Source organism: Kitasatospora sp. NPDC086791 (assembly GCF_040685975.1).
Lineage (GTDB): Bacteria > Actinomycetota > Actinomycetes > Streptomycetales > Streptomycetaceae > Kitasatospora.
In genome coordinates this window covers 13,567-36,226 of record NZ_JBFBOC010000015.1, presented here as the reverse complement: position 1 = coordinate 36,226, position 22,660 = coordinate 13,567, and the positions used below count along the sequence as shown (strand labels likewise).

The window sequence follows — 22,660 nt, the reverse complement described above, 5'->3', positions numbered from 1 at the left end:
CCGGTGCGGATTCCCGCTGTGACATGCCCCGTCGGCGCCCGTGCGAACAGTACGCGCCCGACGTGTGGCCGTTTCGTGATCCTCAAGTTCCGCTCAGATCGGCTGACGGCGTGCGGTCAGGGCTCCTATGGTCGGCCCACCGGGGGCCGCGGCTCCGCCGGTCGCGGCTCCCGGATTCGCACCACCATTGCCTCCCAAGGGAGTTGAGACTTCCCCGGCAGGCACGATTTCGATACAGAGGGAGCAGGCGCGATGACCGAGAGCCCGGTCCAGGACTCCACCCCCGCAGCCGCCCCGCTGGTCGTGCTGAGCAACGTCAACAAGCACTACGGCGCGCTGCACGTGCTGCAGGACATCGACCTCCGGATCGCCCAGGGCGAGGTGGTCGTGCTGATCGGCCCGTCCGGCTCGGGCAAGTCCACGCTCTGCCGGACGATCAACCGGCTGGAGACCATCGACTCCGGGACGATCACCATCGACGGCCGTCCGCTGCCCGCCGAGGGCAAGGAGCTGGCCCGGCTGCGCGCCGAGGTCGGCATGGTGTTCCAGAGCTTCAACCTGTTCGCGCACAAGACCGTGCTGGAGAACGTGGTCATCGGCCAGGTCAAGGTGCGCAAGGTGCCCCGGCCGCAGGCCGAGCAGACCGCCCGGGAGCTCTTGGAGCGCGTCGGCGTCGGCGCGCAGGCCGACAAGTTCCCGGCCCAGCTCTCCGGCGGCCAGCAGCAGCGGGTGGCGATCGCCCGGGCGCTGGCGATGAAGCCCAAGGTGATGCTCTTCGACGAGCCCACCTCCGCACTCGACCCGGAGATGGTCAACGAGGTGCTGGAGGTCATGCGCCGGCTGGCCGCGGACGGCATGACGATGGTCGTGGTCACCCACGAGATGGGCTTCGCCCGGTCCGCCGCCAACCGCGTGCTCTTCATGGCCGACGGCAGGATCGTCGAGCAGAACACCCCCGACGCCTTCTTCACCGCGCCGCGCTCGGACCGCGCCAAGGACTTCCTCTCGAAGATCCTCCACCACTGACGTTCCACGACCACGCGGGACCACCTCCGGCAACGGTGCCGGTCGGCCCTGCCCGTGCACGACTTCCAGACGCCAGAGCCCGGTGGAAACCGCGGCCCAGCCCCAGGAGAACAACCCTCATGAGGACTTCCCGCACCCTCGCCGTCGCGCTCTGTGCCGTCGCGCTCACCGCCACCGCCGCCTGCGGAAAGGACGGCACCCCCGGCGCCGACGCCGCGTCCACCGCGAGCGCGGCCCCGAAGCTCCCGACCTACACGGTCAAGACCGACGCCAAGGTCGACTCCCCGATCATCGCCGAGGCCAAGAAGCGCGGCCAGCTGATCATCGGCGCCAAGGCCGACCAGCCGAACCTCGGCTGGGAGGACGTCACCAGCGGCGACCGCAGCGGCTTCGACATCGAGGTCGCCAAGATGATCGCCGCCGACCTCGGCTTCACCCCGCAGCAGATCAAGTGGCAGACCCTGGTCTCCTCGCAGCGCGAGCCGGCCATCGCCAAGGGCCAGATCGACTTCTACGTCGGCACCTACAGCATCAACGACGAGCGCAAGAAGACCGTCTCGTTCGCCGGCCCGTACTACATCGCCGGCCAGGACCTGCTGGTGAAGCAGGACAACACCTCGATCACCGGCCCGGAGAGCGTGAGCGGCAAGAACGTCTGCACCGCCACCGGCTCGACCTCGATCAAGAACATCCAGCAGTACAACCCGAAGATCACCCAGTTCGACACCTACTCGGCCTGCGTCGAGAAGCTGCTCTCCGGCGAGGTCGACGCCGTCACCACCGACGACGCCATCCTCAAGGGCTACGCCTCCAAGTACGCCGGCAAGCTCAAGGTCGTCGGCAAGCCCTTCACCAAGGAGAACTACGGCGTCGGCCTCAACAAGGACGACAAGACGCTGCGGGACGCGATCAGCGACGCCCTGAAGGCCCACGAGGACAACGGCGACTGGAAGAAGGCCTACGACGCGACCCTCGGCGCCTCCGGCTCCGCCGCGCCGGACGTCCCGGCCCTCGACCGCTACTGATCCGTCCTCCGCACGACACTTCCGACCCTGATTGAGAGGAGGGCCGCCGGATGGGGTTCCTGTTCGAGGACGACAACTTCGCGTTGTTCCGCGACGGCTTCCTGCAGACGATCGAGCTGAGCGCCCTCAGCGCCCTGCTCGCCCTGCTGCTGGGCACCCTGCTGGCGGCCTTCCGGGTCTCCCCGGTGCCGGTCCTGCGCGCCTTCGGCACCACCTGGGTGACGCTGTTCCGCAACACCCCGCTGACCCTGCTGTTCTTCGCCGTCACCTTCGGACTGCCGCCGCTCGGCGTGCACTTCAGCCACCTGACCTTCGCGGTGCTGGCGCTCGGCGGGTACACCGCCTCGTTCGTCTGCGAGGTGATCCGCTCCGGCATCAACACCGTGCCGCTCGGCCAGGCGGAGGCTGCCCGCAGCCTCGGCATGACCTTCGGCCAGACCCTCACCATGGTCGTCCTGCCGCAGGCCGCCCGGACCGTCCTGGCCCCGATGAGCAGCGTGTTCATCGCACTGCCGAGGAACTCGGCGATCGCCGGCGCGTTCAGCGTCGCCGAGCTGTACAGCTCCCAGCAGACCTTCTCCGAGCGCGGCTACTCGATCTTCGCGATCTTCTTCTGGGTGGCCTGCGCCTACCTGCTGATCAGCGCGACGGTCGCCACGCTCTTCCGCTTCCTGGAATTCCGACTGGCGGTGGCCCGATGACCATCCTCAACCGCCCCGCTGCGGGCGCCAGTGTCCTCTACGACACCCCCGGCCCCAGGGCTCGCGCCCGCTACCGCCTGTTCGGCGTCCTCTCCCTGATCGGCGTCGCCGGCCTCCTCTGGTACGCCGTCACCGCGCTCGCCGACAACGGCCAGTTCGACGCGGACATGTGGGACGCCTTCCAGTACAACACCGTCCAGCAGATGATCCTGGACGGCCTGCTGGCCACCCTGAAGGCCTTCGGCCTGGCGGCGGCGTTCTCGCTGACCCTGGGCGCGCTGCTGGCCGCCGGTCAGCTCTCCGACCACAAGCCGGTCCGCTGGCTCTGCGTCGGCTTCGTCCAGTTCTTCCGGGCGATGCCGCTGCTGATCCTGATCGTCGCGCTCTACTACGCCTTCTTCGCCAAGCAGCCGATGTGGGCCCTGGTGCTCGGGCTCACCCTCTACAACGGCTCGGTGCAGGCGGAGATCATCCGCAGCGGCGTCAACGCCGTCCCGCGCGGGCAGGGCGAGGCGGCGTACGCCCTCGGCATGCGCAAGACCCAGGTGATGAACGGCATCCTGGTGCCGCAGGCCGTCCGCTCGATGCTGCCCACGATGATCGGCCAGCTGGTCGTCACCCTCAAGGACACCTCGCTCGGCTACATCATCACCTACAACGAGCTACTGTTCATCGGCAAGAAGATCGCCAGCCAGCCGATCAACGCCGCCGGCTTCCCCTACATCCCCGTGGTGCTCGTGATCGGCCCGATCTACATCGCCATGTGCCTCTTGTTGACCGCGCTCGCGCGGTGGATCGAGGCACGCGGCCGTCGCGGCGCGAACCGGCGCACTTCAGCTGCTGCTTGACGCACACGCAGGTGAACTGTTGCATTGCTCTTCGTGACACCTCCCGGGAGCATCCACGCGGCATATGCGGCAGCGGTAACTGACGCCGGCCCATCGGCCGGTTCGTGCCCGGAGGTCCCCTCATGGACCCGGTGATCGTGGTCGGGGCCGGACCGGTCGGTCTGGCCCTGGCCCTCGCCCTGGCCCGGCACGAGGTGCCGACCATCGTCCTGGACGAGGGCTCCGGGCTCTGCCCCGAGGGCCCGCGCAGCCTCGTCATCGGCGCCGACACCGCCGCCTTCCTGACCCGGATCGGCTACCCGCGGGCCGTCTCCGACTCCGCCCTGTGGGACTCCTTCACCATCTGGCGGCGCCGCCAGGAGGTGCTGCGGATCGACCTCACCGACTCGCCCACCTTCCACCTCCCCCAGCACCGCCTCCAGCGCGGCCTGCGCGACGCCCTGACCGGCACCCCGCTGATCAAGCTGGTCCCGCTGCACCGGGTCGTCGAGCTCGAACAGGACCGGGACGGCGTCAGCCTCCGCACCACGGGCACCCAGAGCGGTGCCACCACCTGGTGGCGCGGCAGCCACCTGGTCGGCTGCGACGGCGCGAGATCCACCGTCCGCAGGCTCCTGAAGATCCGCTTCCCCGGCCGACCGGCGGTCGACCGCAACGCCATCGCCACCGTCCGGGTCGACCTGCCCTTCGACGGCGCCCGGCTGCACCGCGAGCCCCCGTGGCGCGGCGACCGCGAGGCCTCCGCCCGTCCGCTGCCGGACGGCGTCTGGCGGCTCGACTGGCGGCTGCCCCCGGGCCGCCCCGCCGCCACCGAGCCGGTCGACCCGCACGCCACCTGGCCCGGCATCGTCACCGGCGACACCCTGCTCACCCGGGTCACCTCCACCCTCACCGGCTGGTGCGGCGAACTCCCCCGCTTCGAACTGCTCGCCGCCGCCGACCACACCGCCCAGCAGCGCCTCGCCGCCCGGTTCCGGATCGGCCGCTGCTTCCTGGCCGGCGACGCCGCCCACCTGCACGGCGCGCTCGGCATGCAGAACCTCACGGACGGGCTGCGCGACGCCGACAACCTCGCCTGGCGGCTCGCCCTCGCCTGGCACCTCCACTCCGGCGGCCCGCAGCCCGGCGGCTCGCTGCTGGACGGCTACGAGGCGGAGCGGCGCGGCGCGGTCGGCGCCCGGCTGCGCGCCGTCGACCAGTCCATGCCGCTGCTGCGCCCGCTGCGCGGCTGGCAGCAGACCCGCCGCTCGCTGCTGGTCGGCGGCTTCCGCAAGCACGCCCCGCTGCTCGCCGACGGCCAGCTCGGCACCGGCCGGTTCGGCGGCGCTCCCGCCTACCCGGCGGCGCCCTCGGGCGTCCCCGGCCGGGTCCCGGTCCAGCGCGGCGCGCGCGGCACCACCTCGCTCAGCGAGCTGCTGCCCGCCACCGCCCCGGGGGTGCTCGTCCCGGACCTGCCGGTGCTGGCCACCGACGGCACCCCCGACCACCTGCACGCCCGGCTCGGCGCCACCTTCCTGCTGCTGCTCGTCGCGCCCGGCACCGCCGTCTGGTCCTCCGAGCACTGGCTCGGCGCCGGTCTGATGCCCCGGCTCGCCGAGGTGGCCGCCGCCCTGCCGGTCCCCGCCGAGGTGCTGGTCACCGAGGACTACCCGGGGGCCGGCCCGCACTCCGTCCTGCTGATCCGCCCCGACGGCCACCTGGTCGGCGTCACCCAGGGCGCCGTCGCGGAGGACCTCCTCGCCCTCGCCGACCGCGCCCGCGGCGGCCCGGCCACCCTCACCCCGGCGCCGGAACCCGCACCGGCGTCCGGGCCCGGGTCCGAGGCCGGACCCGATTCCCGGGGCGGATCCCGGGACGACGACCGGCACGCCCCGCAGCAGGTCGACCCCCCGAGCCGGCTGCACCGGCCCGTGAGCCCCGGTTCGTGAGCCGCGGTTCGTGAGCCGATGCACCGACCTCCGTGGTCAGTGCAGCGGGCTCGCCACCGCCGTGGCCCGGCTCTCCCGGACCACGGTCACCCGGATCTGCCCCGGGTGGGTCAGCTCGGCGGAGATCTGCCGGGCGACCTCGCGGGCGATCAGCTCCGCGCCGAGGTCGTCCACCGCGTCCGGGCGGACCATCACCCGGACCTCGCGGCCGGCCTGCATGGCATAGACCTCGGCGACGCCCTCGTGCGAGCGGGCGATCTCCTCCAGCCGCGCCAGCCGGCGGACGTACAGCTCCGGCGGCTCCTTGCGCGCCCCGGGCCGGCCGCCCGAGCAGGCGTCCGCGGCCTGGGTCAGCACGGCCGTCACGCTGTCGGGCTCCACCTCGTTGTGGTGGGCGGCGATCGCGTGCACCACCTCCGGGGATTCGCCGTACCGCCGGGCGAGTTCGGCGCCGACCGCCGCGTGACTGCCCTCGACCTCGTGGGTGAGCGCCTTGCCGATGTCGTGCAGCAGCGCGGCGCGGCGCACCGGCTCCGGGTCCACGCCGAGCTCGGCCGCCATCATCCCGGCGAGGTGCGCGGACTCCAGCAGGTGCCCGAGCACGTTCTGCCCGTACGAGGCCCGATAGCGCAACGAGCCGAGGGTGCGGACGAGTTCGGGGTGCATCCCGCCGATCCGGGCGTCCAGCAGGGCGTCCTCGCCGGCCCGGACGCAGCGCTGCTCGACCTCCGCGCGGCTGCGCTCGTGCAGCTGCTCGATCCGGGGCGGGTGGATCCGGCCGTCCTCGACCAGCTGCTCCAGGGTGAGCCGGGCGGTCTCCCGGCGGACCGGGTCGAAGCAGGACAGCTGCACCGACCCCGGGGTGTCGTCGACGATCAGGTTCACCCCGGTGACCGCCTCGAAGGCGCGGATGTTGCGGCCCTCGCGACCGATGATCCGGCCCTTCATGTCCTCGTTCGGCAGCCGGAGGACGGTGACGGCGGTCTCCGCGGTCTGCTCCGTCGCGAGCCGCTGGATGGCCCCGGCGAGGATAGCCCGGGCCCGGCGCTCGCCCTCCTCCTTGGCCGCGCGCTCGATCTCCCGGACGGTGACCGCGGCCGCCAGCCGGGCCGAGGCCTCGGCCGCGCGCAGCAGTTCGGCGCGGGCCTGCTCGGCGGAGAACCCGGCGGCCCGCTCCAGGGCCGCCGCCCGGCGGATCACCAGCGCCTCGGCCTCGGCCCGCGACCGCTCCAACGCGGCCGAGCGCTCGGCCAGTTCGTCCTCCCGCCGACGGAGCCCGCGCAGTTCCCCGGCCAGCCGCTCCTCCACCTGCTCCTCGCGGCGGGCGAGTTCGGCACGCTGCCGGGCGGTCCGCTCCTCGGCCTGCCGCCGGGCCTGCTCGACCTCGGCCGCCGCACGGTGCCGGGCGGCCCGGAGCCGTCCGACCACCAGCCCGGCGAGCACCGCCAGCAGCAGCAGGAGGACGGCCGTGGCCCCGGCGATCGGCAGCAGCGAGCCGCTCGGTCCGGCGCCCGCCGAGATCGTCATGCCGCCCACTCCCCGTCCCTGCGCGGGCCGCCGTCCGGCGGCGCCCGGGCGCTGAAGGCGAGGCTAGGCGGGGGTCACGAAACGGTCAAGACTTGACCTGGTCCGCACCAAGAGGTGTACGAAACTGCCACTCCTGCCACTACTCCCACGCGGTGTCCGACGCTTCGCCGGCCTCCTCGTCCAGGGCGGCCTCGTCCAGGGCGGCGCGCACCACCCGGAACGCCAGCCCCTCCGAGTAGCCGCGCCGGGCCAACATCCCGACCAGCCGCCGGGTGCGGACCTGCCGGTCCAGCCCGCGGGTGGACCGCAGCTTGCGCTCGACCAGCGCCCGGGCCGCGTCCGTCTCGTCGTCGTGGTCGACCTGGGCGACGGCCTGCTCGACCAGGTCGGCGGCCACCCCCTTGGTGCGCAGCTCCTGGGTCAGCGCCCGCCGGGACAGGCTCCGGACGGCATGCCGGGACTCCACCCAGGCCGTCGCGAAGGCCGCGTCGTCGATCAGCCCGACCTCTTCGAGCCGGCTGAGCACCTCGTCGGCGACCTCGTCCGGGATCTCCCGCTTGCGCAGGGCGTCGGCGAGTTGCTTGCGGGTCTTGGCAGCGCCGGTCAGCAGCCGCAGGCAGATGTCCCGGGCCCGGGTCTCCGGATCGACCGACTCCTCGGCCTGCTTCCTCCGGGAGGTGCGACCGGCACCGTCGGCCGCGTGGCGGATCCCGTCCTCGGGGAGCCCTTCGGACCCTTCACCCGCCAGACCCCCGTCCGGCAGTGCCTCGGCGGAACGCCCGCGCCGGGTGCCGCGGCCGCGACGCGCGCCGGCGCGGGAGGTCGGGGCGGCCGCACCCCCGTGACCGGCCGCCTCGGCCTCGCCCCAGCCGTGCTCCACCGCCGCCGGTACGGCAGCGGGCCGGCCCGCTGCCGGCTCCTCGGCCGCCAGGGCCGAACGCCGACGACGACGGCCGGTCGGCAGCTCGGAGGCCGAGACCAGCCCGAGCGCCTCGACCGGGACCTCCGCCGGTCCCGGTCCGGGCGCCGCGCCGCGCACCGCCCGGACCGGGGCCCGGTCGAACTCCGGCTCCCGGCCGGATGCCCTCTGCGCGGTGGGCGGGCGCTCCCGGCGCCCCTGGCGGGAGCGCGACGGTGCGGGAGCCGTCGGCGCGGGCTCCGGCCCGGGCTCCGGCTCCTCCGCGACCGCGGCGAACCAGTCCGGCGGCCCGTGGTCGTCGTCCTCCGGGCCGGCCGGGCCGCCGCCCACCGTGTCGTGCTGCGTCAACGGCTCAGGCCTTGGCCGCCGCCGTCTTCTTCGCCGCGGCCGTCTTGGCGACGGTCGCGGTGATCGGCTTCGCGCCGGCGTCGGCGGCGGCGTCCGCCTGGCCCTCGGCCGGCTCCTCGGTCTTCGGGCCGATGCCGAGCTTGCCCTTGATCTTCCGCTCGATCTCGTCGGCGAGCTGCGGGTTGTCCCGCAGGAAGTTGCGGGCGTTCTCCTTGCCCTGGCCGAGCTGGTCGCCCTCGTAGGTGTACCAGGCGCCCGACTTGCGGATGAAGCCGTGCTCGACGCCCATGTCGATCAGGCCGCCCTCGCGGCTGATGCCGACGCCGTAGAGGATGTCGAACTCGGCCTGCTTGAACGGCGCGGCGACCTTGTTCTTGACCACCTTGACGCGGGTGCGGTTGCCGACCGCCTCGGTGCCGTCCTTCAGGGTCTCGATCCGGCGGATGTCGAGCCGGACCGAGGCGTAGAACTTCAGCGCCCGGCCACCGGTCGTGGTCTCCGGCGAACCGAACATCACGCCGATCTTCTCGCGCAGCTGGTTGATGAAGATCGCGGTGGTGTTCGACTGGTTCAGCGCACCGGCGATCTTGCGCAGCGCCTGGCTCATCAGACGGGCCTGCAGACCGACGTGCGAGTCACCCATCTCGCCCTCGATCTCGGCGCGCGGGACGAGCGCCGCGACCGAGTCGATGATCACCAGGTCGATCGCGCCGGAGCGGATCAGCATGTCGGTGATCTCCAGGGCCTGCTCGCCCGTGTCCGGCTGGCTGACCAACAGGGCATCGGTGTCCACACCGAGCTTCTTCGCGTACTCCGGGTCGAGCGCGTGCTCCGCGTCGACGAAGGCGACCGTGCCGCCGGCCCGCTGGGCGTTGGCCGCCAGGTGCAGGGTCAGGGTCGTCTTGCCGGAGGACTCGGGGCCGTAGATCTCGACCACTCGGCCGCGCGGGATGCCGCCGACCCCGAGGGCGACGTCCAGGGCGGTCGACCCGGTGGAGATCACCTCGACGGGCTCGTTGGCCTTCTCGCCGAGGCGCATCACCGAGCCCTTGCCGAACTGCCGCTCGATCTGGGCGAGCGCGGTTTCCAGGGCCTTCTCGCGGTCCGTACCTGCCATGGCTTTTTCCCTCGGGTTCTGTGCTGTGCGCTTCATCGTCATCGACGCTAGCGCGTCCCACTGACAAACGAGCCCCACCAGGCTCGCCCTGTGGAAAACTCTTGGCCGGAGAGTACAAAGAACATTTGTTCGATTCAAGCCTCGCACGTCCGGGCGGTGGCGCCCCGGGTCCCGCCCCGGGGCGCCGCCCCGGCCTCACTCCCCGTCCCCGCCGACCATCCGCCGCAGCCGCCGCCCCGCCTCCCGGCGCAGCTCCCGCCGGGCCCGGCGCTGCTCGCCGCGGTCGATCCGGGGGTCGGTGGCCACCTCGTAGCGGCGCACGTACGTTCCGACGAAGCCCTGCAGGGTCGCCGCCGCCGGGATGGCGATCAGCGCGCCCACCGCGCCGAGCAGCGCCGCGCCCGCGATCACCGCGCCGAAGGCCACCGCCGGGTGCACGTCCACCGTCCGCGCGGTGATCCTCGGGTGCAGCAGGTAGTTCTCGACCTGCTGGTAGACCACCACGAAGACCAGCACCCAGAGCGCGTCCACCGGCTCCACGGTCAGCGCCACCAGCACCGGCAGCGCCCCGGCCAGGTACGTCCCGATGGTCGGCACGAACTGCGACATGACGCCCACCCAGATCGCCAGCGCCGCCGAGTACGGCAGGTCCAGCAGCGCGAACATCACCCAGTGCCCGGCGGCCGACACCACCGCGAGCAGCGCGCGGGAGTACAGGTAGCCACCGGTCTTGGCGAGCGCGATCTCCCAGGCCCGCAGCACCTCGGCCTGCTTGGCGGGCGGCAGCAGCGAACAGACCGTCCGACGCACCCGCGGGCCCTCGGCGGTGAAGTAGAAGGTGAACAGCCCGACGGTGAAGGCCTGGAAGAGCCCGCCGATCACGGTGGAGGAGACGCCCCAGACGTTGTCGGCGGCCTGCTGGGCGTAGTTCTCGACGGTGCCGGAGTCCATGAGCAGCTTCTTCTGCAGCTCGCCCAGCGACAGGTCCTGATGGAAGGTCCGGTTGATCCAGCCGATCAGGTTGTCGACCAGGTGCGGCAGGTCCTCGGCGATCTTCGCCACCTGGTCGACCAGCAGCGTGCCGAGCGCCGCGAGGAAGCCGAGCACCGCGACCCCGACCGCGACGAACACCAGGAAGGTGCCGACCCCCCGGCGCACCCCGCGCGCCGCCATCCGGTCGACGGCCGGCTCCAGCGCGAGCGAGAGGAAGAAGGCCACCAGCAGCATCACGAAGAGGTCGATCAGCTGCCGGAAGGCCCAGTCGGCGAGCTGGAACAGCCCGACCAGGACGAGGAACAGCACCATCGCCCGGGGGAGCCAGCGCGGCATCCCGCCGCCCCACAGGATTCCGCCGCGCTCCCGCTCGCCGCCCCGCGCGTCGTCGGCCGGCCCGCCGCCGCCGACCGGCCCGTCGTGGTCGACCGCCCCGCCGTCGGCCCGCGCACCGTCGGCGGCCCGCACCGACCTGTCCGATTTCGTCTGTTCCGCGCTGCTTGTCACCCGGACAGTCTGTCCCATTCCGGGCGAACCACGGCCGTCAGCGCAGCAGCGTCGAGACCCCCTGGGTCTGGCAGACCACCCGCCAGACGTCCTTGGCCTCCCAGCCCGCCTCCAGTGCCTGGCGCACCGTCCGCCCGCCCAGCTCGCTCATCACGTGGTCGGACGCGAACGACTCCGCGTACGCCTCGCCGAAGTGCGCGTGCATCCGTCGCCAGAACTCCGTCAGCCTCATGGCTCAAGTATCGCGGACCCGGCGTAGGCCTCGCGGGCCCGCCACCGCCCGGCCGGCAGCGCGTACCCGACCCCGTCGGGCCCCGGTCACCCGGTTCTCCGCCCCCGACCGGCGCCCGGGCTCACCGCGGCAGCGTCAGCAGCCCCGCGCCGACGTACTGCCGGTCCCCGCAGCCGAACGGCCCCGGCGGGCAGCCGGCCGCCGCCGTGGTCGCGAGCAGTGCCGCCAGCGCGTCCGAGCCGAAGTCCGGGTGCAGCGCCGCCGCCACCGCGACCGCGCCGGTCACGTGCGCGGCCGCCATCGAGGTGCCGGCCAGCGCCGCGTACTGCCCGCCGGGCCAGTCCGAGACGATCGCGTTCTGCGGCCCGCCGTCCGGGTCGCCGCCGGGGGCGGCCAGCGAGACCCGGCCGCGCCCGTAGTTGGTGTAGGCGGACGGGTGGCCGTCCCGGTTGACCGCCGTGACGGTGAGGACGCCGGGCAGTTCGCCGGGGAGCCGGACGCACTCGGCGCCCAGGAAACGGGTCTGCGGCGGTCCGGAGGCCCGGTCGTTGGGGCTGCGCTCGTCGATCCGGGGGCCGCCGAGGTCCTGCCCGTCGTTGCCCGCCGAGGCGACCACCACCGCGCCCTTGCGCCGGGCGTACCCGGCGGCCCGGCCGACGGCGGCGATCAGCGCGGCCTGGTCCCGGTCCTCGGGGCAGTTGTACTTCCACGGGTCGGCGAAGTAGCTGTTGTTGATCGCCTTGGCCCCGTGGTCGGCGCCCCAGAGCAGCCCGCAGACGATGTTCTCGGCGTAGTACTGCCCGAGCGGCCCGAGCAGCCGGACGGCGGCGATCCGCACGCCCGGCGCGACCCCGGAGACGCCGCGGCCGTCCCGGGCGGCACCGACGATCCCGGCCACGTGGGTGCCGTGGCCGCTCTCGCCCACGCCGGGGTCGGGCCGCCAGGCGCCGGTCCGGGCGTCGGGCCGGCCGTCGGCGCAGGAGGCGGAGGCCTTCGGGTCGACGGCGGCGCGCAGGTCCGGGTGGGTGTCGTCCACGCCGGAGTCCAGCACGGCGACCAGCACCCGGTGCAGCGCCCCGGGGTCGGGCACACCGATCGCGGGGGCGCCGGCCGGTGCCGGAGGGGCGTCACCGCCGCGGGCGGCGGTCGCGCCGAGCATGGCGAGGTTCCAGGCGCCGCCCTCGGCCGGGTCGGGCACGGTGTCGGCCCCGCCGTCCGCCCGCTCGGTACCGACCCGGTCGGCACCGCCGGTCCCGCGACCGCCCCGGTCCGCGCCCGCCGTGAAGTCCCCGGCGCCGTCCACCGCCCGGGGCGGCGCCACCACCGGCGTGGTCCGGGTCGCACCGACGGCGGTGATCCCGGGCCGGGTCCGCACCTTGTCCGCGAACGACCCGGTCGCGTACGCCAGGACCGCCCCGATCTGCGGGTACTCCTGCACCACCTGCCCGCCCACCGCCCGGCTCTCCGCCCCGGCCAGGGCCGCCCCGGCGGCGTCCTCCCGCTCGGCCAGCACCAGGTAGCTGAGGTAGGACCGCCCGGGCCCGGCGACGTACGGGACGGCGCCGCCCACCACGAGGGCCGTGAGCAGCATCGCGAGCAGCGCCCGGGCGGGCCCGCGGACCCGGCGGCGCCGGGCGGCGCGGACGGGCCTGCCCGACGGGTGCGCCTGAGCCATCGCACGGCCTCCGCTCGTCGGTCCGGTGGATCACGGGGTGGATCATGCTTCCGAATCATCACCATATGAGTGGATTGTCTTTTCTGCCCCCCGGCGTACACCCTCGCCGCACCGCCACCCGGACCGCCCCTGGTCCCTGGCCCCTAGCTCCTCGCCCCGCCCGCACCGTCCCGCACCGCACCGTCGGCGACCCGCACCGTCGGCGGCCCGCGCCCGGTTGTCGGTCCCACCCGGCACCATGGGGGCATGGCGCCCCAGCACCCGACCCCGCCCACCGACGACCCCCTGGCCGGCTTCGCCCCGGCCACCCGGGCCTGGTTCACCGGTGCCTTCTCCGCCCCCACCTCCGCCCAGGCCGAGGCCTGGCGCGCCATCGGGCGGGAGACGGACGTCCTGGTGGTCGCCCCCACCGGCTCCGGCAAGACGCTCGCCGCCTTCCTCTCCGCCCTCGACCGGCTCAGCAGCACCCCGCCCCCGGCCGAGTCCAAGCACCGCTGCCGGGTCCTCTACGTCTCACCGCTCAAGGCCCTCGCGGTGGACGTCGAACGGAACCTGCGCGCCCCGCTGGCCGGCCTGCGCCAGGCCGCGGTCCGGCTCGGCCTGCCCGAGCCGGAGGTCCAGGTCGCCATCCGCTCCGGGGACACCCCGGCCGCCGACCGCCGCCGCTTCGCGACCCACCCGCCGGACATCCTGATCACCACCCCCGAGTCGCTGTTCCTGCTGCTCACCTCCGCCGCCCGGGAGGCGCTGCGCGGCGTGGACACGGTGATCCTGGACGAGGTGCACGCGGTCGCCGGCACCAAGCGCGGCGCGCACCTCGCGCTCACCCTGGAGCGGCTGGACGAGCTGCTGGACCGCCCGGCCCGCCGGATCGGCCTGTCCGCGACGGTCCGCCCGGTCGAGGAGGTCGCCCGCTTCCTCAGCCCGCGGCGCGGCGCCGCCGTCGTCCAGCCCCCCGCCGCCAAGGACTTCGACCTCTCGGTGGTCGTCCCCGTCCCCGACCTGGACGACCTGCCCGCCGCCCCGGCCACCGGCGGCGCCGCCGACAGCGACCCGCAGCGGCCGGGGGCACCTCCCGGCCGCCAGGCCGGGGGCGCCTCGATCTGGCCGCACGTCGAGGAGCGGATCGTCGACCTGGTCGAGGCACACCGCTCGACCATCGTCTTCGCCAACTCCCGCCGCCTGGCCGAGCGCCTGTGCAACCGGCTGAACGAGATCGCCCACGAGCGCGCCACCGGCACCCCCGCCCCCGAGGCGCACGCCCCGGCCGCGCTGATGGGCGGCTCGGGCGCCGCCAAGGGCGCCCCCGCGGTCATCGCCCGGGCTCACCACGGCTCCGTCTCCAAGGAGCAGCGCTCGCTGGTCGAGGAGGAGCTGAAGGCCGGCCGGCTCCCCGCCGTGGTCGCCACGTCCAGCCTGGAGCTGGGCATCGACATGGGCGCCGTCGACCTGGTCGTCCAGGTCGAGTCCCCGCCCTCGGTCGCCTCCGGCCTGCAGCGGGTCGGCCGGGCCGGCCACCAGGTCGGCGCCGTCTCCACCGGCGTCTTCTTCCCCAAGTACCGGGGCGACCTCGTCCAGTCCGCCGTGGTCACCGAGCGGATGCGAGCCGGCCGGATCGAGGCGCTGCGCGTCCCGCGCAACCCGCTGGACGTGCTCGCCCAGCAGCTGGTCGCGATGACGGCCCTGGACACCTGGTCGGTGGAGGACCTGCTCACCGTGGTCCGCCGCGCCGCGCCCTTCGCCACGCTGCCGCGGTCCGCCTTCGAGGCCGTGCTCGACATGCTGGCAGGCCGCTACCCCTCGGACGCCTTCGCCGAGCTGCGCCCCCGCGTGGTGTGGGACCGGGTGGCCGGCACCGTGACCGGCCGCCCCGGCGCCCAGCGGCTGGCCGTCACCTCCGGCGGCACCATCCCCGACCGCGGCCTCTTCGGCGTCTTCATCGCCGGCTCCACCGACTCCGGTTCGAAGCCGGGGAAGGGCGGTGGCGGGCGGCGCGTGGGCGAGCTCGACGAGGAGATGGTCTACGAGTCCCGCGTCGGCGACGTGTTCACCCTGGGCACCAGCTCCTGGCGGATCGAGGAGATCACCCACGACAAGGTGCTCGTCACGCCCGCCCCCGGTGTCCCCGGCCGACTCCCGTTCTGGAAGGGCGACGCCCTCGGCCGCCCGCTCGAACTCGGCCGCGCGCTCGGCGCGTTCACCCGCGAACTGGGCGCCCTCCGGCCCGAGGAGGCCACCGAGCGCCTCAAGCGGGCCGGCCTGGACGACTGGGCCGCCGCCAACCTGCTCGACTACCTCGCCGAACAGCGCACCGCCTGCGGCCACCTCCCGGACGACCGCACCATCGTGGTCGAGCGCTTCCGGGACGAGCTCGGCGACTGGCGGATCGTCATCCACTCCCCCTTCGGCGCCCAGGTGCACGCCCCCTGGGCGCTCGCCCTCGGCGCCCGGCTGCGCGAGAAGCACGGCCTGGACCCCCAGGTGATGCACGCCGACGACGGCATCGTGCTGCGCCTGCCCGACGCCGACCTGTTCGCCACCGACGTCGACTTCGACTTCGGCGGCCCGTCCGCGCACCCCGGTTCCTCCGCGCACCCCGCCCCGGCCCCGGACGAGGCCCCGGTCGGCGCCGACGCCGCCCTGTTCGACCCCGGCGAGATCGAGCAGCTGGTCACCGAACAGGTCGGCGGCTCCGCCCTGTTCGCCTCCCGCTTCCGCGAGTGCGCCGGCCGCGCCCTGCTGCTCCCGCGCCGCAGCCCCGGCCGCCGCACCCCGCTCTGGCAGCAGCGCCAGCGCGCCGCCCAACTGCTCGAAGTCGCCTCCGAGTACGGCTCGTTCCCGATCGTCCTGGAGGCCGTCCGGGAGTGCCTGCAGGACGTGTTCGACGTCCCCGGCCTGGTCGAGCTGATGGGGGACCTGGAGTCCCGCGCCGTCCGCCTGGTCGAGGTCACCACCACCGAGCCCTCGCCCTTCGCCCGCTCCCTGCTCTTCGGCTACGTCGCCCAGTTCCTCTACGAGGGCGACTCCCCGCTCGCCGAACGACGCGCCGCCGCGCTCTCCCTCGACTCCCGGCTGCTGTCCGAACTGCTCGGCCAGGCCGAGCTGAGCGAACTGCTCGACCCCCGGGTGCTCGCCGAGCTGGAGGCCGAACTCCAGCGCCTCACCCCCGAGCGCCGGGTCAGGGACGCCGAGGGCGTCGCCGACGCCCTGCGCCTGCTCGGCCCGCTCACCGAGGCCGAGTTGACCGCCCGGGGCGCCGATCCGCTCTGGGCCCTGGAGCTGGAGGCGGCCCGCCGGGTGATCCAGGTCCGGATCGCCGGCGAGCGGCGCTGGGCCGCGATCGAGGACGCCGGACGGCTGCGCGACGCGCTCGGCACCCCGCTGCCGGTCGGCGTCCCCGAGGCCTTCACCGAGCCGGTCAAGGACCCGCTGGGCGATCTGATCGCCCGCCACGCCCGCACCCACGGCCCGTTCACGGCCGCCGAGGCCGCCGCCCGCTACGGCCTCGGCACCGCCGTCGTCACCGGCACCCTGCACCGCCTCACCGCCGCCGGCCGCCTGGTCCAGGGCCAGTTCAGGCCCGCCGAGAACCACACCGCCCCCGAGTGGTGCGACGCCGAGGTGCTGCGCCGGCTGCGCCGCCGCTCGCTGGCCGCCCTGCGCCAGGAGGCCGAGCCGGTCCCGCCGCGCGCCCTGGCCGCCTTCCTCCCGCAGTGGCAGCACCTGGCCGGCCACCGGCTGCGCGGCCCGGACGGACTGCTGCGGGTGGTCGAACAGCTCCAGGGCACCGCGCTGCCCGCCTCCGCCCTGGAGAAGCTGGTCCTCCCGGCCCGCCTCGCCGACTACTCCCCCGGCCTGCTGGACGAGTTGACGGCGGCCGGCGAGATCGGCTGGTGCGGGGCCGGCGCGCTGCCCGGCAAGGACGGCTGGCTCAGCCTCCACCTCGCGGAGAACGCCCACCTGCTGCGCCCCGAGCCCGTCCCGCCCGCGCTCACCCCGCTGCACAGCGCCCTGCTGTCCGCGCTGGCCGGCGGCTACGGCCTGTTCTTCCGCCAACTCGTCCAGCAGCTCCCGGCGGAGACCCCCGAGCCCGAGGTCGTCGAGGCCCTCTGGGACCTGGTCTGGGCCGGCTACGTCACCAACGACACCCTCGCCCCGCTGCGCGCCCTGCTCGGCTCCGGACGGACGGCGGGCGCCACCGCCCACCGCGCGCCCCGGGCCACCCCGCGCGGCCGCTACGGCGGCGCCGGCCGGGCCTTCGGCCGGGTCGGCGGCACGCCGCGCAGCGGCCCGCCGACGGTGGCCGGGCGCTGGTCGCTGCTGCCCGCCTTCGCCGCCGACCCGACGGTCCGGGCCACCGCCCGGGCGCAGAACCTGCTGGACCGGCACGGCCTGCTCACCCGGGGCACGGTGGCGGCCGAGCGGGTGCCCGGCGGCTTCGCCGGGGTCTACCGGGTGCTGGCCGCGATGGAGGAGCGCGGCCGGGCCCGCCGGGGCTACTTCGTCGAGGGCCTCGGCGGCGCCCAGTTCGCCATGGAGGGCGCGGCCGACCGGCTGCGCTCGGTCAACGGCCGGCTGGAGCGGGCCCGGGCCGCCGAGTGGCCGGCCGCGCCGGCGACCGAGCCGCCGCAGGCGCTGGTGCTGGCAGCCGCCGACCCGGCGAACGCCTACGGCGCCGCCCTGCCCTGGCCGGAGCCGCCCACCGCCCCCGGCGGCAAGGAGTCCACGGCCCACCGCCCTGGCCGCAAGGCGGGCGCGCTGGTGGTCCTGGTGGACGGCGAGCTGGCGCTGTACGTCGAGCGCGGCGGCAAGTCCCTGCTGGCCTGGCCGGAGGACGGGGCGACCCGGGCACTCGCGGCCGGCGCACTGGCCGGCGCCGTCCGCGCGGGCGCGCTCGGCAGCGTCACGGTGGAGCGTGCCAACGGCGAGCCCGCCCTCGGCTCGGAGCTCGGCCGCGCCCTGGAGGAGGCCGGCTTCCACGCCACCCCGCGCGGTCTGCGCCTGCGCCCGTAGGCCGAGCCCGTGGGCCGACCGCGCACCCGCACCCGCCGCCGCCCGGACACGCCGGAGGCCGCGGGGTCGTGCACCCCGCGGCCTCCGGCCACGTCTCGTTCACCCGATCGGCGGCGGCTGCGCCTCCAGCGGTCGTACCGCCTCGGCGCCCCGGTCACGGGCGGGTCCGGTCGCGTTCCGGTCGGCGTGGACCGGGATCAGACCGAGCCCCCAGCCGCCGGCCGCGAGCAACCCGAGCGCCGCGCCGTCGGCCGGCTGTCCCCGGACCACCAGGAGCCACCAGGCGAGCCCGGCCGCCACCGCCGCCAGGGCCCACCGCAGCGGACGCCGCGGCCGGAGCAACAGCCGCGCCCGGGCCCGTATTCGGGCCACCGGGCGCACCATCGCGTCTCTCCGCACGACCGCCCTCCCTTCGCTCGCCCCGGGCAGGGGCGCCCGGGAGTCGAGGCCGGGATCAGGCGGCGACCACGTCCATCGCGGCGGCCTTGGGCGACATGTTCGCCCGGTCGGTGCCGGGGGCGGGCAGCGGAACCGGTTCGAGTACCGGCCTCAGCAGATCACCTTCGGAGAGGGTGGCCATCGCCGCAAGTTCGGCGAGCGACAGTTCGTCGCTGACCTCGCGCATGACCTCGGACATCCGGACGTCGAGCGCGTCGCAGATGGCGGAGAGCAGCTCCGACGAGGCCTCCTTCTGTCCCCGCTCGACCTCGGAGAGGTACCCGAGCGAAACCCTGGCGGCCGCCGACACCTCGCGGAGTGTGCGGCCCTGGCGCTGGCGCTGCCGACGCAGTACATCGCCCAGTAGGCGACGGAGCAGGATCATCGGTGCCTCCCTCCTCGGACTGCGGATCGAGATGTCACGCCCCCACCGTACCGCCTTGCCCGCTTCGCGTGCGGGGACCCTGGTCGTGTTCACTCTGGGCTGCAAGGCTGTCCCCCTCCTCGTTCCGGTGTCCTGCCCGGGTTCTCGGGCCCCTCGTGGTACCCGACGCGGGCCACCCGGCCACCGTCACGCAACTCGTTCGCCACCTGGTTTCTGCCCAACCAGGCTGTCGGATGTAACACGATCCTCCAGCTGTACCGTCCCCGTGTGCCGGATCGGCAGATCTCGGTTCGGTGGAGATCCGTCGGAGCGGGCCCGTCATCGTCCGGGCCGTCGTGCCAGCCAGCCGACGAGCAGCTCCAGTGCGGCGGTCACCGCTCCGTGACGGATTGTGGCACGCCCTCCCGACAGCAGGGGCGAACTGACCAGAGTTCCCCCCGGGCCGGCGACCGCCAGGTGTACCGTGCCCACCGGCTGCCCGTCCTGCGGGTCCGGACCGGCCACCCCGGTCGTCGCGAGCCCGTACGTGGCCCCGAGCAGCCCGCGCACGCCCTCGGCCATCTGCCGGGCCACCACCGGGTGGACCGGCCCGTGCACGTCCAGCAGTCCCTCGTCCACCCCGAGGACGGAGGCCTTCAGCTCGGTCGCGTACGCGGTGACCGAGCCCCGGAAGGTCGCGGACGCCCCGGGGACGTCCACCAGCGCGGCGGCCAGCAGCCCGCCGGTCAGCGACTCGGCGACGGCCAGCGTGCCGCCCTCGGCTCGCAGCGCGGCGTGCGCCCGCTCGGCCAGCCGGTAATCCTGCTCCGCCACCCGTCTCCCCCGTCGCTCAGCGGCCCGCGCGTTCCGCGGCCCGTCCCTCGCGGCGCAGTCGCAGCGCCTGTCCGACGTAGTCCAGCGCGGTGCCGACGGTCAGCAGCACCGCCAGCCCCATCAGCACGGCCCGCCCGGTGGCCAGCCAGCCGGTCAGGGCCAGGACGTACATGCCGACCGCGGTGCCCTGGGTCAGCGTCTTGAGCTTGCCGCCGCGGCTGGCCGGGATGACCCCGTAGCGGATCACCCAGAACCGCATCAGCGTGATGCCCAGTTCGCGGGCCAGGATCACCACGGTGACCCACCAGGGCAGGTCGCCGAGCAGCGAGAGGCCGATCAGCGCCGCGCCCATGATCGCCTTGTCGGCGATCGGGTCGGCGATCTTCCCGAAGTCGGTGACCAGGCCCTTGCGGCGGGCCAGTTCACCGTCGAACAGGTCGGTGATCATCGCGATGGCGAACGCGGCCCAGGCGACCGAGCGCCACTTGGGGTCGTGCCCGCCGCCGGCGAACAGCAGCAGCACGAAGACCGGCACCAGCAGCACCCGGACCATCGTGAGCACGTTGGCGATGTTCCAGATCCCCGGGGTCGACGGCGCCGCGGCCGCCGGTCTCCCCGGGTGGGCCGCGGCCGGGGCGCCGGGCCCGTTGGTCATTCCCCGGCTCCCGGGGCCTCGGCCCCCGAAGTCCTGGGCAGTCGCACCTGCTCCAGCGCCTCGGCGATCAGGTCGACGCCCTCGCTGGCGACCACCTTGGCCCGCCAGAACTGCCCGACCTCGGGGGCCTCGACGCCCTCCAGGGTGGTCAGGCCGTCGGTCTCCGGTGCCTGGTGGGCGGCCCGGCCCTCGACCACCCCGTCCTCGACCGACTCGATCAGCACCTCGACCTCGGTGCCGATCCGCTGCTCGGCCCGCTGGGCGGTCATCTCCTCGGCCAGCCGGCTCAGCCGGTCCAGCCGCTCGGCGATGACGTCCTCGGGGAGCTTGCCGTCGTAGGTCGCGGCCTCGGTGCCGTCCTCGTCCGAGTAGCCGAAGACGCCGATCGCGTCCAGCCCGGCGTTCGTGACGAAGCGCTCCAGCTCGGCGAAGTCCTCCTCGGTCTCGCCGGGGAAGCCGACGATGAAGTTGGACCGGGCGCCGGCCTGCGGAGCCTTGTCCCGGATGGTGCCCAGCAGCTCCAGGAACTGGTCGGTGGAGCCGAAGCGGCGCATCCGGCGCAGCACGGCGGGCGCCGAGTGCTGGAAGGACAGGTCGAAGTAGGGAACCACGTCGGTGGTCCCGGTCATCGCGTCGATCAGGCCCGGGCGCATCTCGGCCGGCTGCAGGTAGGAGACCCGCACCCGCTCGACGCCCTCGATCGAGGAGATCTCGCCGAGCAGCGTCTCCAGCAGCCGGATGTCGCCGAGGTCCTTGCCGTAGGAGGTGTTGTTCTCGCTGACCAGGACGACCTCGCGGACGCCCTGCTCGGCCAGCCAGCGGGCCTCGTGCAGCACGTCGGAGGGGCGGCGGGAGATGAAGGAGCCGCGGAAGGCCGGGATGGCGCAGAAGGAGCAGCGCCGGTCGCAGCCGGAGGCGAGCTTGACCGAGGCGACCGGGTTGTCGTCCAGCCGCTTGCGCAGGGTGCGCGGGCCGGAGGCCGGGGCGAGGCCCTCGGGCAGGTCGGCGATCGGCTCGGCGGCGGCCTCGGCGCCGTGGCCGGGCAGCGCGACGGCCTCGGCGGCGGTCTGCCGCTCGGCGGGGCTGATCGGCAGCAGCTTGCGGCGGTCGCGCGGGAGGTGCGGGGCGTGGTGGCCGCCGGAGAGGATGGTCTGCAGCCGGTCGGAGATGTCGGAGTAGTCGTCGAAGCCGAGCACACCGTCCGCCTCGGGCAGCGCGTCGGCGAGCTCCTTGCCGTACCGCTCGGCCATGCAGCCGACCGCGACGACGGCCTGGGTGCGGCCGTGCCCCTTGAGGTCGTTGGCCTCCAGCAGGGCGTCCACGGAGTCCTTCTTGGCGGCCTCGACGAAGCCGCAGGTGTTGACGACGGCGACGTCCGCTTCGGCGGCGTCGTCGACCAGCAACCAGCCGTCGGCCTCCAGTCGCCCGGCGAGTTCCTCGGAGTCCACCTCGTTGCGGGCGCATCCGAGCGTGACAAGGGCGACAGTACGGCGTTCAGGCATAGGGCCAAGATTAACGCGCGGCCTCCGGTGCCGTTCGCCCCGGAGGCCGTGAGCCTCGCATCAGCCGGTGGTCGCCGGACCTCGGCGACCCCTGTGGTCAGCCCGCCTGCGGGTCTCCGGGGGTGTACGTGACGTGCACCACCTGCCCGTCCTTGCCGAGGAGGCCGAGGTCCTTGCCGTTGACGTACGCGTGCACGGCCCCGCCGTTGCCCAGCACCAGCTTGATCTGCTTGGGGTCGGTGAAGGTCTGGTCCTGGCCGTCGCTGATGTTGTTCTGGAACAGCGACTTGCCGCTGCTGTTCGTCGCCGAGACCCAGCTGGTGCCCTCGGCGACCAGCTTCACGGTGACCTTGTCGGCCGGGACGGCGGCGATGGCGGCGGCGCTCGGCGCGGGCGCCGGCGGCTGGACGTCGGGCGTCGCGGCGGGGGCGACCGAGCCGGTGCCGGAGCCGCTGGGCAGCGGCGCGCTGGCGGATCCGGTGGTGCCGTGCCCGCCCTTGCCGCTGACCAGGTTGAAGCCGATCAGGACGACCACCACGACGATCGCGGCGACCATGGCGGCCGCCCAGTTCGGCCGGCCGCGGCTGGGCACCTTGATCGGGCCGCTGTCGACCAGCCCGCCCGCCGGGCGCTTGGCGGCGGGCGGGCCGCCGTGCGCGGCGTCGTAGCGGGCGACCAGTTCGTCGCCGTCCACGCCGACGGCGCGGGCGATCAAGCGGATGTGCCCGCGGGCGTAGAAGTCGCCGCCGCAGCGGCCGAAGTCGTCCTGCTCGACGGCATGGACGATCGGCACCCGCACACGGGTGGCGGTACTCACCTGGTCCACCGTGAGCCCCGCGTCGATCCGGGCGGCGGACAGCACCCGGCCGATGCTCGGGGCATCGGCCGCCTGCACCGCGTCGTCGGTCGGCTCGACGGACGACGGGGCGTTCTCGCGGTCGGGGGACTTGCCGATGGTCACGGGGCACGCCTTTCGAGCGGATGGCCACCTGCTGGGGAACAGTCTAG

General features: G+C 74.4%; 18 protein-coding genes. 6 read left to right on the top strand and 12 right to left on the bottom strand.

Annotation, left to right across the window (positions count from 1 at the left end):
• Nucleotides 1–252 precede the first annotated feature (252 nt).
• The 5 genes from AB0Q99_RS20785 (at nucleotide 253) to AB0Q99_RS20765 (ending at nucleotide 5,528) form a co-directional block, all read left to right on the top strand.
• Nucleotides 253–1,026, top strand: coding sequence for an amino acid ABC transporter ATP-binding protein (locus tag AB0Q99_RS20785; RefSeq protein ID WP_363573856.1), 774 nt, complete (start codon nucleotides 253–255; stop codon nucleotides 1,024–1,026).
• Between the two features lie 119 nt (nucleotides 1,027–1,145).
• Entirely contained in the window at nucleotides 1,146–2,051 is a 906-nt protein-coding gene (locus tag AB0Q99_RS20780; protein ID WP_363573854.1) for a glutamate ABC transporter substrate-binding protein, read from the top strand.
• A 50-nt stretch (nucleotides 2,052–2,101) separates the two neighbouring features.
• Nucleotides 2,102–2,752, top strand: coding sequence for an amino acid ABC transporter permease (locus AB0Q99_RS20775; protein ID WP_363573852.1), 651 nt, complete (start codon nucleotides 2,102–2,104; stop codon nucleotides 2,750–2,752).
• Entirely contained in the window at nucleotides 2,749–3,600 is an 852-nt protein-coding gene (locus AB0Q99_RS20770; RefSeq protein ID WP_363573850.1) for an amino acid ABC transporter permease, read from the top strand. Before AB0Q99_RS20775 ends, AB0Q99_RS20770 begins: the two co-directional genes overlap by 4 nt.
• A 122-nt stretch (nucleotides 3,601–3,722) precedes the next feature.
• On the top strand, nucleotides 3,723–5,528 hold the full coding sequence (locus AB0Q99_RS20765; protein ID WP_363573848.1) for an FAD-dependent monooxygenase: 1,806 nt from the start codon (nucleotides 3,723–3,725) through the stop codon (nucleotides 5,526–5,528).
• Nucleotides 5,529–5,564: 36 nt separating this feature from the next.
• On the opposite strand, the gene rny is transcribed toward AB0Q99_RS20765, so the two are convergent.
• The 6 genes from rny to AB0Q99_RS20735 form a co-directional block, all read right to left on the bottom strand.
• The gene (gene rny / locus AB0Q99_RS20760) at nucleotides 5,565–7,055 is read right to left on the bottom strand and encodes a ribonuclease Y (protein ID WP_363573846.1); all 1,491 of its coding nucleotides are present in this window, start codon (nucleotides 7,053–7,055) and stop codon (nucleotides 5,565–5,567) included.
• A 139-nt stretch (nucleotides 7,056–7,194) separates the two neighbouring features.
• On the bottom strand, nucleotides 7,195–8,322 hold the full coding sequence (recX, locus tag AB0Q99_RS20755; RefSeq protein WP_363573844.1) for a recombination regulator RecX: 1,128 nt from the start codon (nucleotides 8,320–8,322) through the stop codon (nucleotides 7,195–7,197).
• Nucleotides 8,323–8,326: 4 nt separating this feature from the next.
• Entirely contained in the window at nucleotides 8,327–9,439 is a 1,113-nt protein-coding gene (gene recA, locus AB0Q99_RS20750; RefSeq protein WP_363573842.1) for a recombinase RecA, read from the bottom strand.
• Between the two features lie 195 nt (nucleotides 9,440–9,634).
• The gene (locus AB0Q99_RS20745) at nucleotides 9,635–10,768 is read right to left on the bottom strand and encodes an AI-2E family transporter (RefSeq protein ID WP_363573984.1); all 1,134 of its coding nucleotides are present in this window, start codon (nucleotides 10,766–10,768) and stop codon (nucleotides 9,635–9,637) included.
• Nucleotides 10,769–10,976: 208 nt separating this feature from the next.
• Nucleotides 10,977–11,171: a DUF3046 domain-containing protein gene (locus AB0Q99_RS20740; RefSeq protein ID WP_363573840.1), complete on the bottom strand. Its 195-nt coding sequence runs from the start codon at nucleotides 11,169–11,171 to the stop codon at nucleotides 10,977–10,979.
• A gap of 121 nt (nucleotides 11,172–11,292) precedes the next feature.
• Nucleotides 11,293–12,846: a S8 family serine peptidase gene (locus AB0Q99_RS20735; RefSeq protein ID WP_363573838.1), complete on the bottom strand. Its 1,554-nt coding sequence runs from the start codon at nucleotides 12,844–12,846 to the stop codon at nucleotides 11,293–11,295.
• Nucleotides 12,847–13,092: 246 nt separating this feature from the next.
• Between AB0Q99_RS20735 and AB0Q99_RS20730 the strand changes: the two genes are divergently transcribed.
• Nucleotides 13,093–17,859, top strand: coding sequence for a DEAD/DEAH box helicase (locus AB0Q99_RS20730; RefSeq protein WP_363573836.1), 4,767 nt, complete (start codon nucleotides 13,093–13,095; stop codon nucleotides 17,857–17,859).
• A gap of 99 nt (nucleotides 17,860–17,958) precedes the next feature.
• Here AB0Q99_RS20730 and AB0Q99_RS20725 read toward each other — a convergent pair whose 3' ends face one another.
• The 6 genes from AB0Q99_RS20725 to AB0Q99_RS20700 all read right to left on the bottom strand — a co-directional run bounded on the left by AB0Q99_RS20725 (nucleotide 17,959) and on the right by AB0Q99_RS20700 (nucleotide 22,613).
• Complete coding sequence (locus tag AB0Q99_RS20725) at nucleotides 17,959–18,258, bottom strand: hypothetical protein (protein WP_363573834.1); 300 nt, start codon at nucleotides 18,256–18,258, stop codon at nucleotides 17,959–17,961.
• Nucleotides 18,259–18,313: 55 nt separating this feature from the next.
• On the bottom strand, nucleotides 18,314–18,682 hold the full coding sequence (locus AB0Q99_RS20720; RefSeq protein WP_049660741.1) for a helix-turn-helix transcriptional regulator: 369 nt from the start codon (nucleotides 18,680–18,682) through the stop codon (nucleotides 18,314–18,316).
• A gap of 318 nt (nucleotides 18,683–19,000) precedes the next feature.
• A complete protein-coding gene (locus tag AB0Q99_RS20715) occupies nucleotides 19,001–19,474 on the bottom strand; it encodes a CinA family protein (protein ID WP_363573982.1) in 474 nt (157 codons plus the stop codon).
• 37 nt (nucleotides 19,475–19,511) lie between these two features.
• Nucleotides 19,512–20,150, bottom strand: a complete 639-nt coding sequence (gene pgsA, locus AB0Q99_RS20710) for a CDP-diacylglycerol--glycerol-3-phosphate 3-phosphatidyltransferase (RefSeq protein WP_363573831.1) — start codon at nucleotides 20,148–20,150, stop codon at nucleotides 19,512–19,514.
• The gene (gene rimO, locus AB0Q99_RS20705) at nucleotides 20,147–21,652 is read right to left on the bottom strand and encodes a 30S ribosomal protein S12 methylthiotransferase RimO (RefSeq protein ID WP_363573830.1); all 1,506 of its coding nucleotides are present in this window, start codon (nucleotides 21,650–21,652) and stop codon (nucleotides 20,147–20,149) included. The genes pgsA and rimO overlap by 4 nt, the downstream gene beginning before the upstream one ends.
• A gap of 97 nt (nucleotides 21,653–21,749) precedes the next feature.
• Complete coding sequence (locus tag AB0Q99_RS20700; RefSeq protein ID WP_363573828.1) at nucleotides 21,750–22,613, bottom strand: RodZ domain-containing protein; 864 nt, start codon at nucleotides 22,611–22,613, stop codon at nucleotides 21,750–21,752.
• Nucleotides 22,614–22,660: the final 47 nt, after the last annotated feature.

Coding starts and splice junctions, on each gene's coding strand:
- AB0Q99_RS20735 (WP_363573838.1), bottom strand. CDS start 12,846: ATGGCTCAGGCGCACCCGTCGGGCAGGCCCGTCCGCGCCGCCCGGCGC.
- AB0Q99_RS20745 (WP_363573984.1), bottom strand. CDS start 10,768: ATGCCGCGCTGGCTCCCCCGGGCGATGGTGCTGTTCCTCGTCCTGGTC.
- AB0Q99_RS20785 (WP_363573856.1), top strand. CDS start 253: ATGACCGAGAGCCCGGTCCAGGACTCCACCCCCGCAGCCGCCCCGCTG.
- rny (WP_363573846.1), bottom strand. CDS start 7,055: ATGACGATCTCGGCGGGCGCCGGACCGAGCGGCTCGCTGCTGCCGATC.
- AB0Q99_RS20770 (WP_363573850.1), top strand. CDS start 2,749: ATGACCATCCTCAACCGCCCCGCTGCGGGCGCCAGTGTCCTCTACGAC.
- AB0Q99_RS20765 (WP_363573848.1), top strand. CDS start 3,723: ATGGACCCGGTGATCGTGGTCGGGGCCGGACCGGTCGGTCTGGCCCTG.
- AB0Q99_RS20740 (WP_363573840.1), bottom strand. CDS start 11,171: ATGAGGCTGACGGAGTTCTGGCGACGGATGCACGCGCACTTCGGCGAG.
- AB0Q99_RS20720 (WP_049660741.1), bottom strand. CDS start 18,682: ATGATCCTGCTCCGTCGCCTACTGGGCGATGTACTGCGTCGGCAGCGC.
- rimO (WP_363573830.1), bottom strand. CDS start 21,652: ATGCCTGAACGCCGTACTGTCGCCCTTGTCACGCTCGGATGCGCCCGC.
- recA (WP_363573842.1), bottom strand. CDS start 9,439: ATGGCAGGTACGGACCGCGAGAAGGCCCTGGAAACCGCGCTCGCCCAG.
- pgsA (WP_363573831.1), bottom strand. CDS start 20,150: ATGACCAACGGGCCCGGCGCCCCGGCCGCGGCCCACCCGGGGAGACCG.
- AB0Q99_RS20780 (WP_363573854.1), top strand. CDS start 1,146: ATGAGGACTTCCCGCACCCTCGCCGTCGCGCTCTGTGCCGTCGCGCTC.
- AB0Q99_RS20730 (WP_363573836.1), top strand. CDS start 13,093: ATGGCGCCCCAGCACCCGACCCCGCCCACCGACGACCCCCTGGCCGGC.
- AB0Q99_RS20775 (WP_363573852.1), top strand. CDS start 2,102: ATGGGGTTCCTGTTCGAGGACGACAACTTCGCGTTGTTCCGCGACGGC.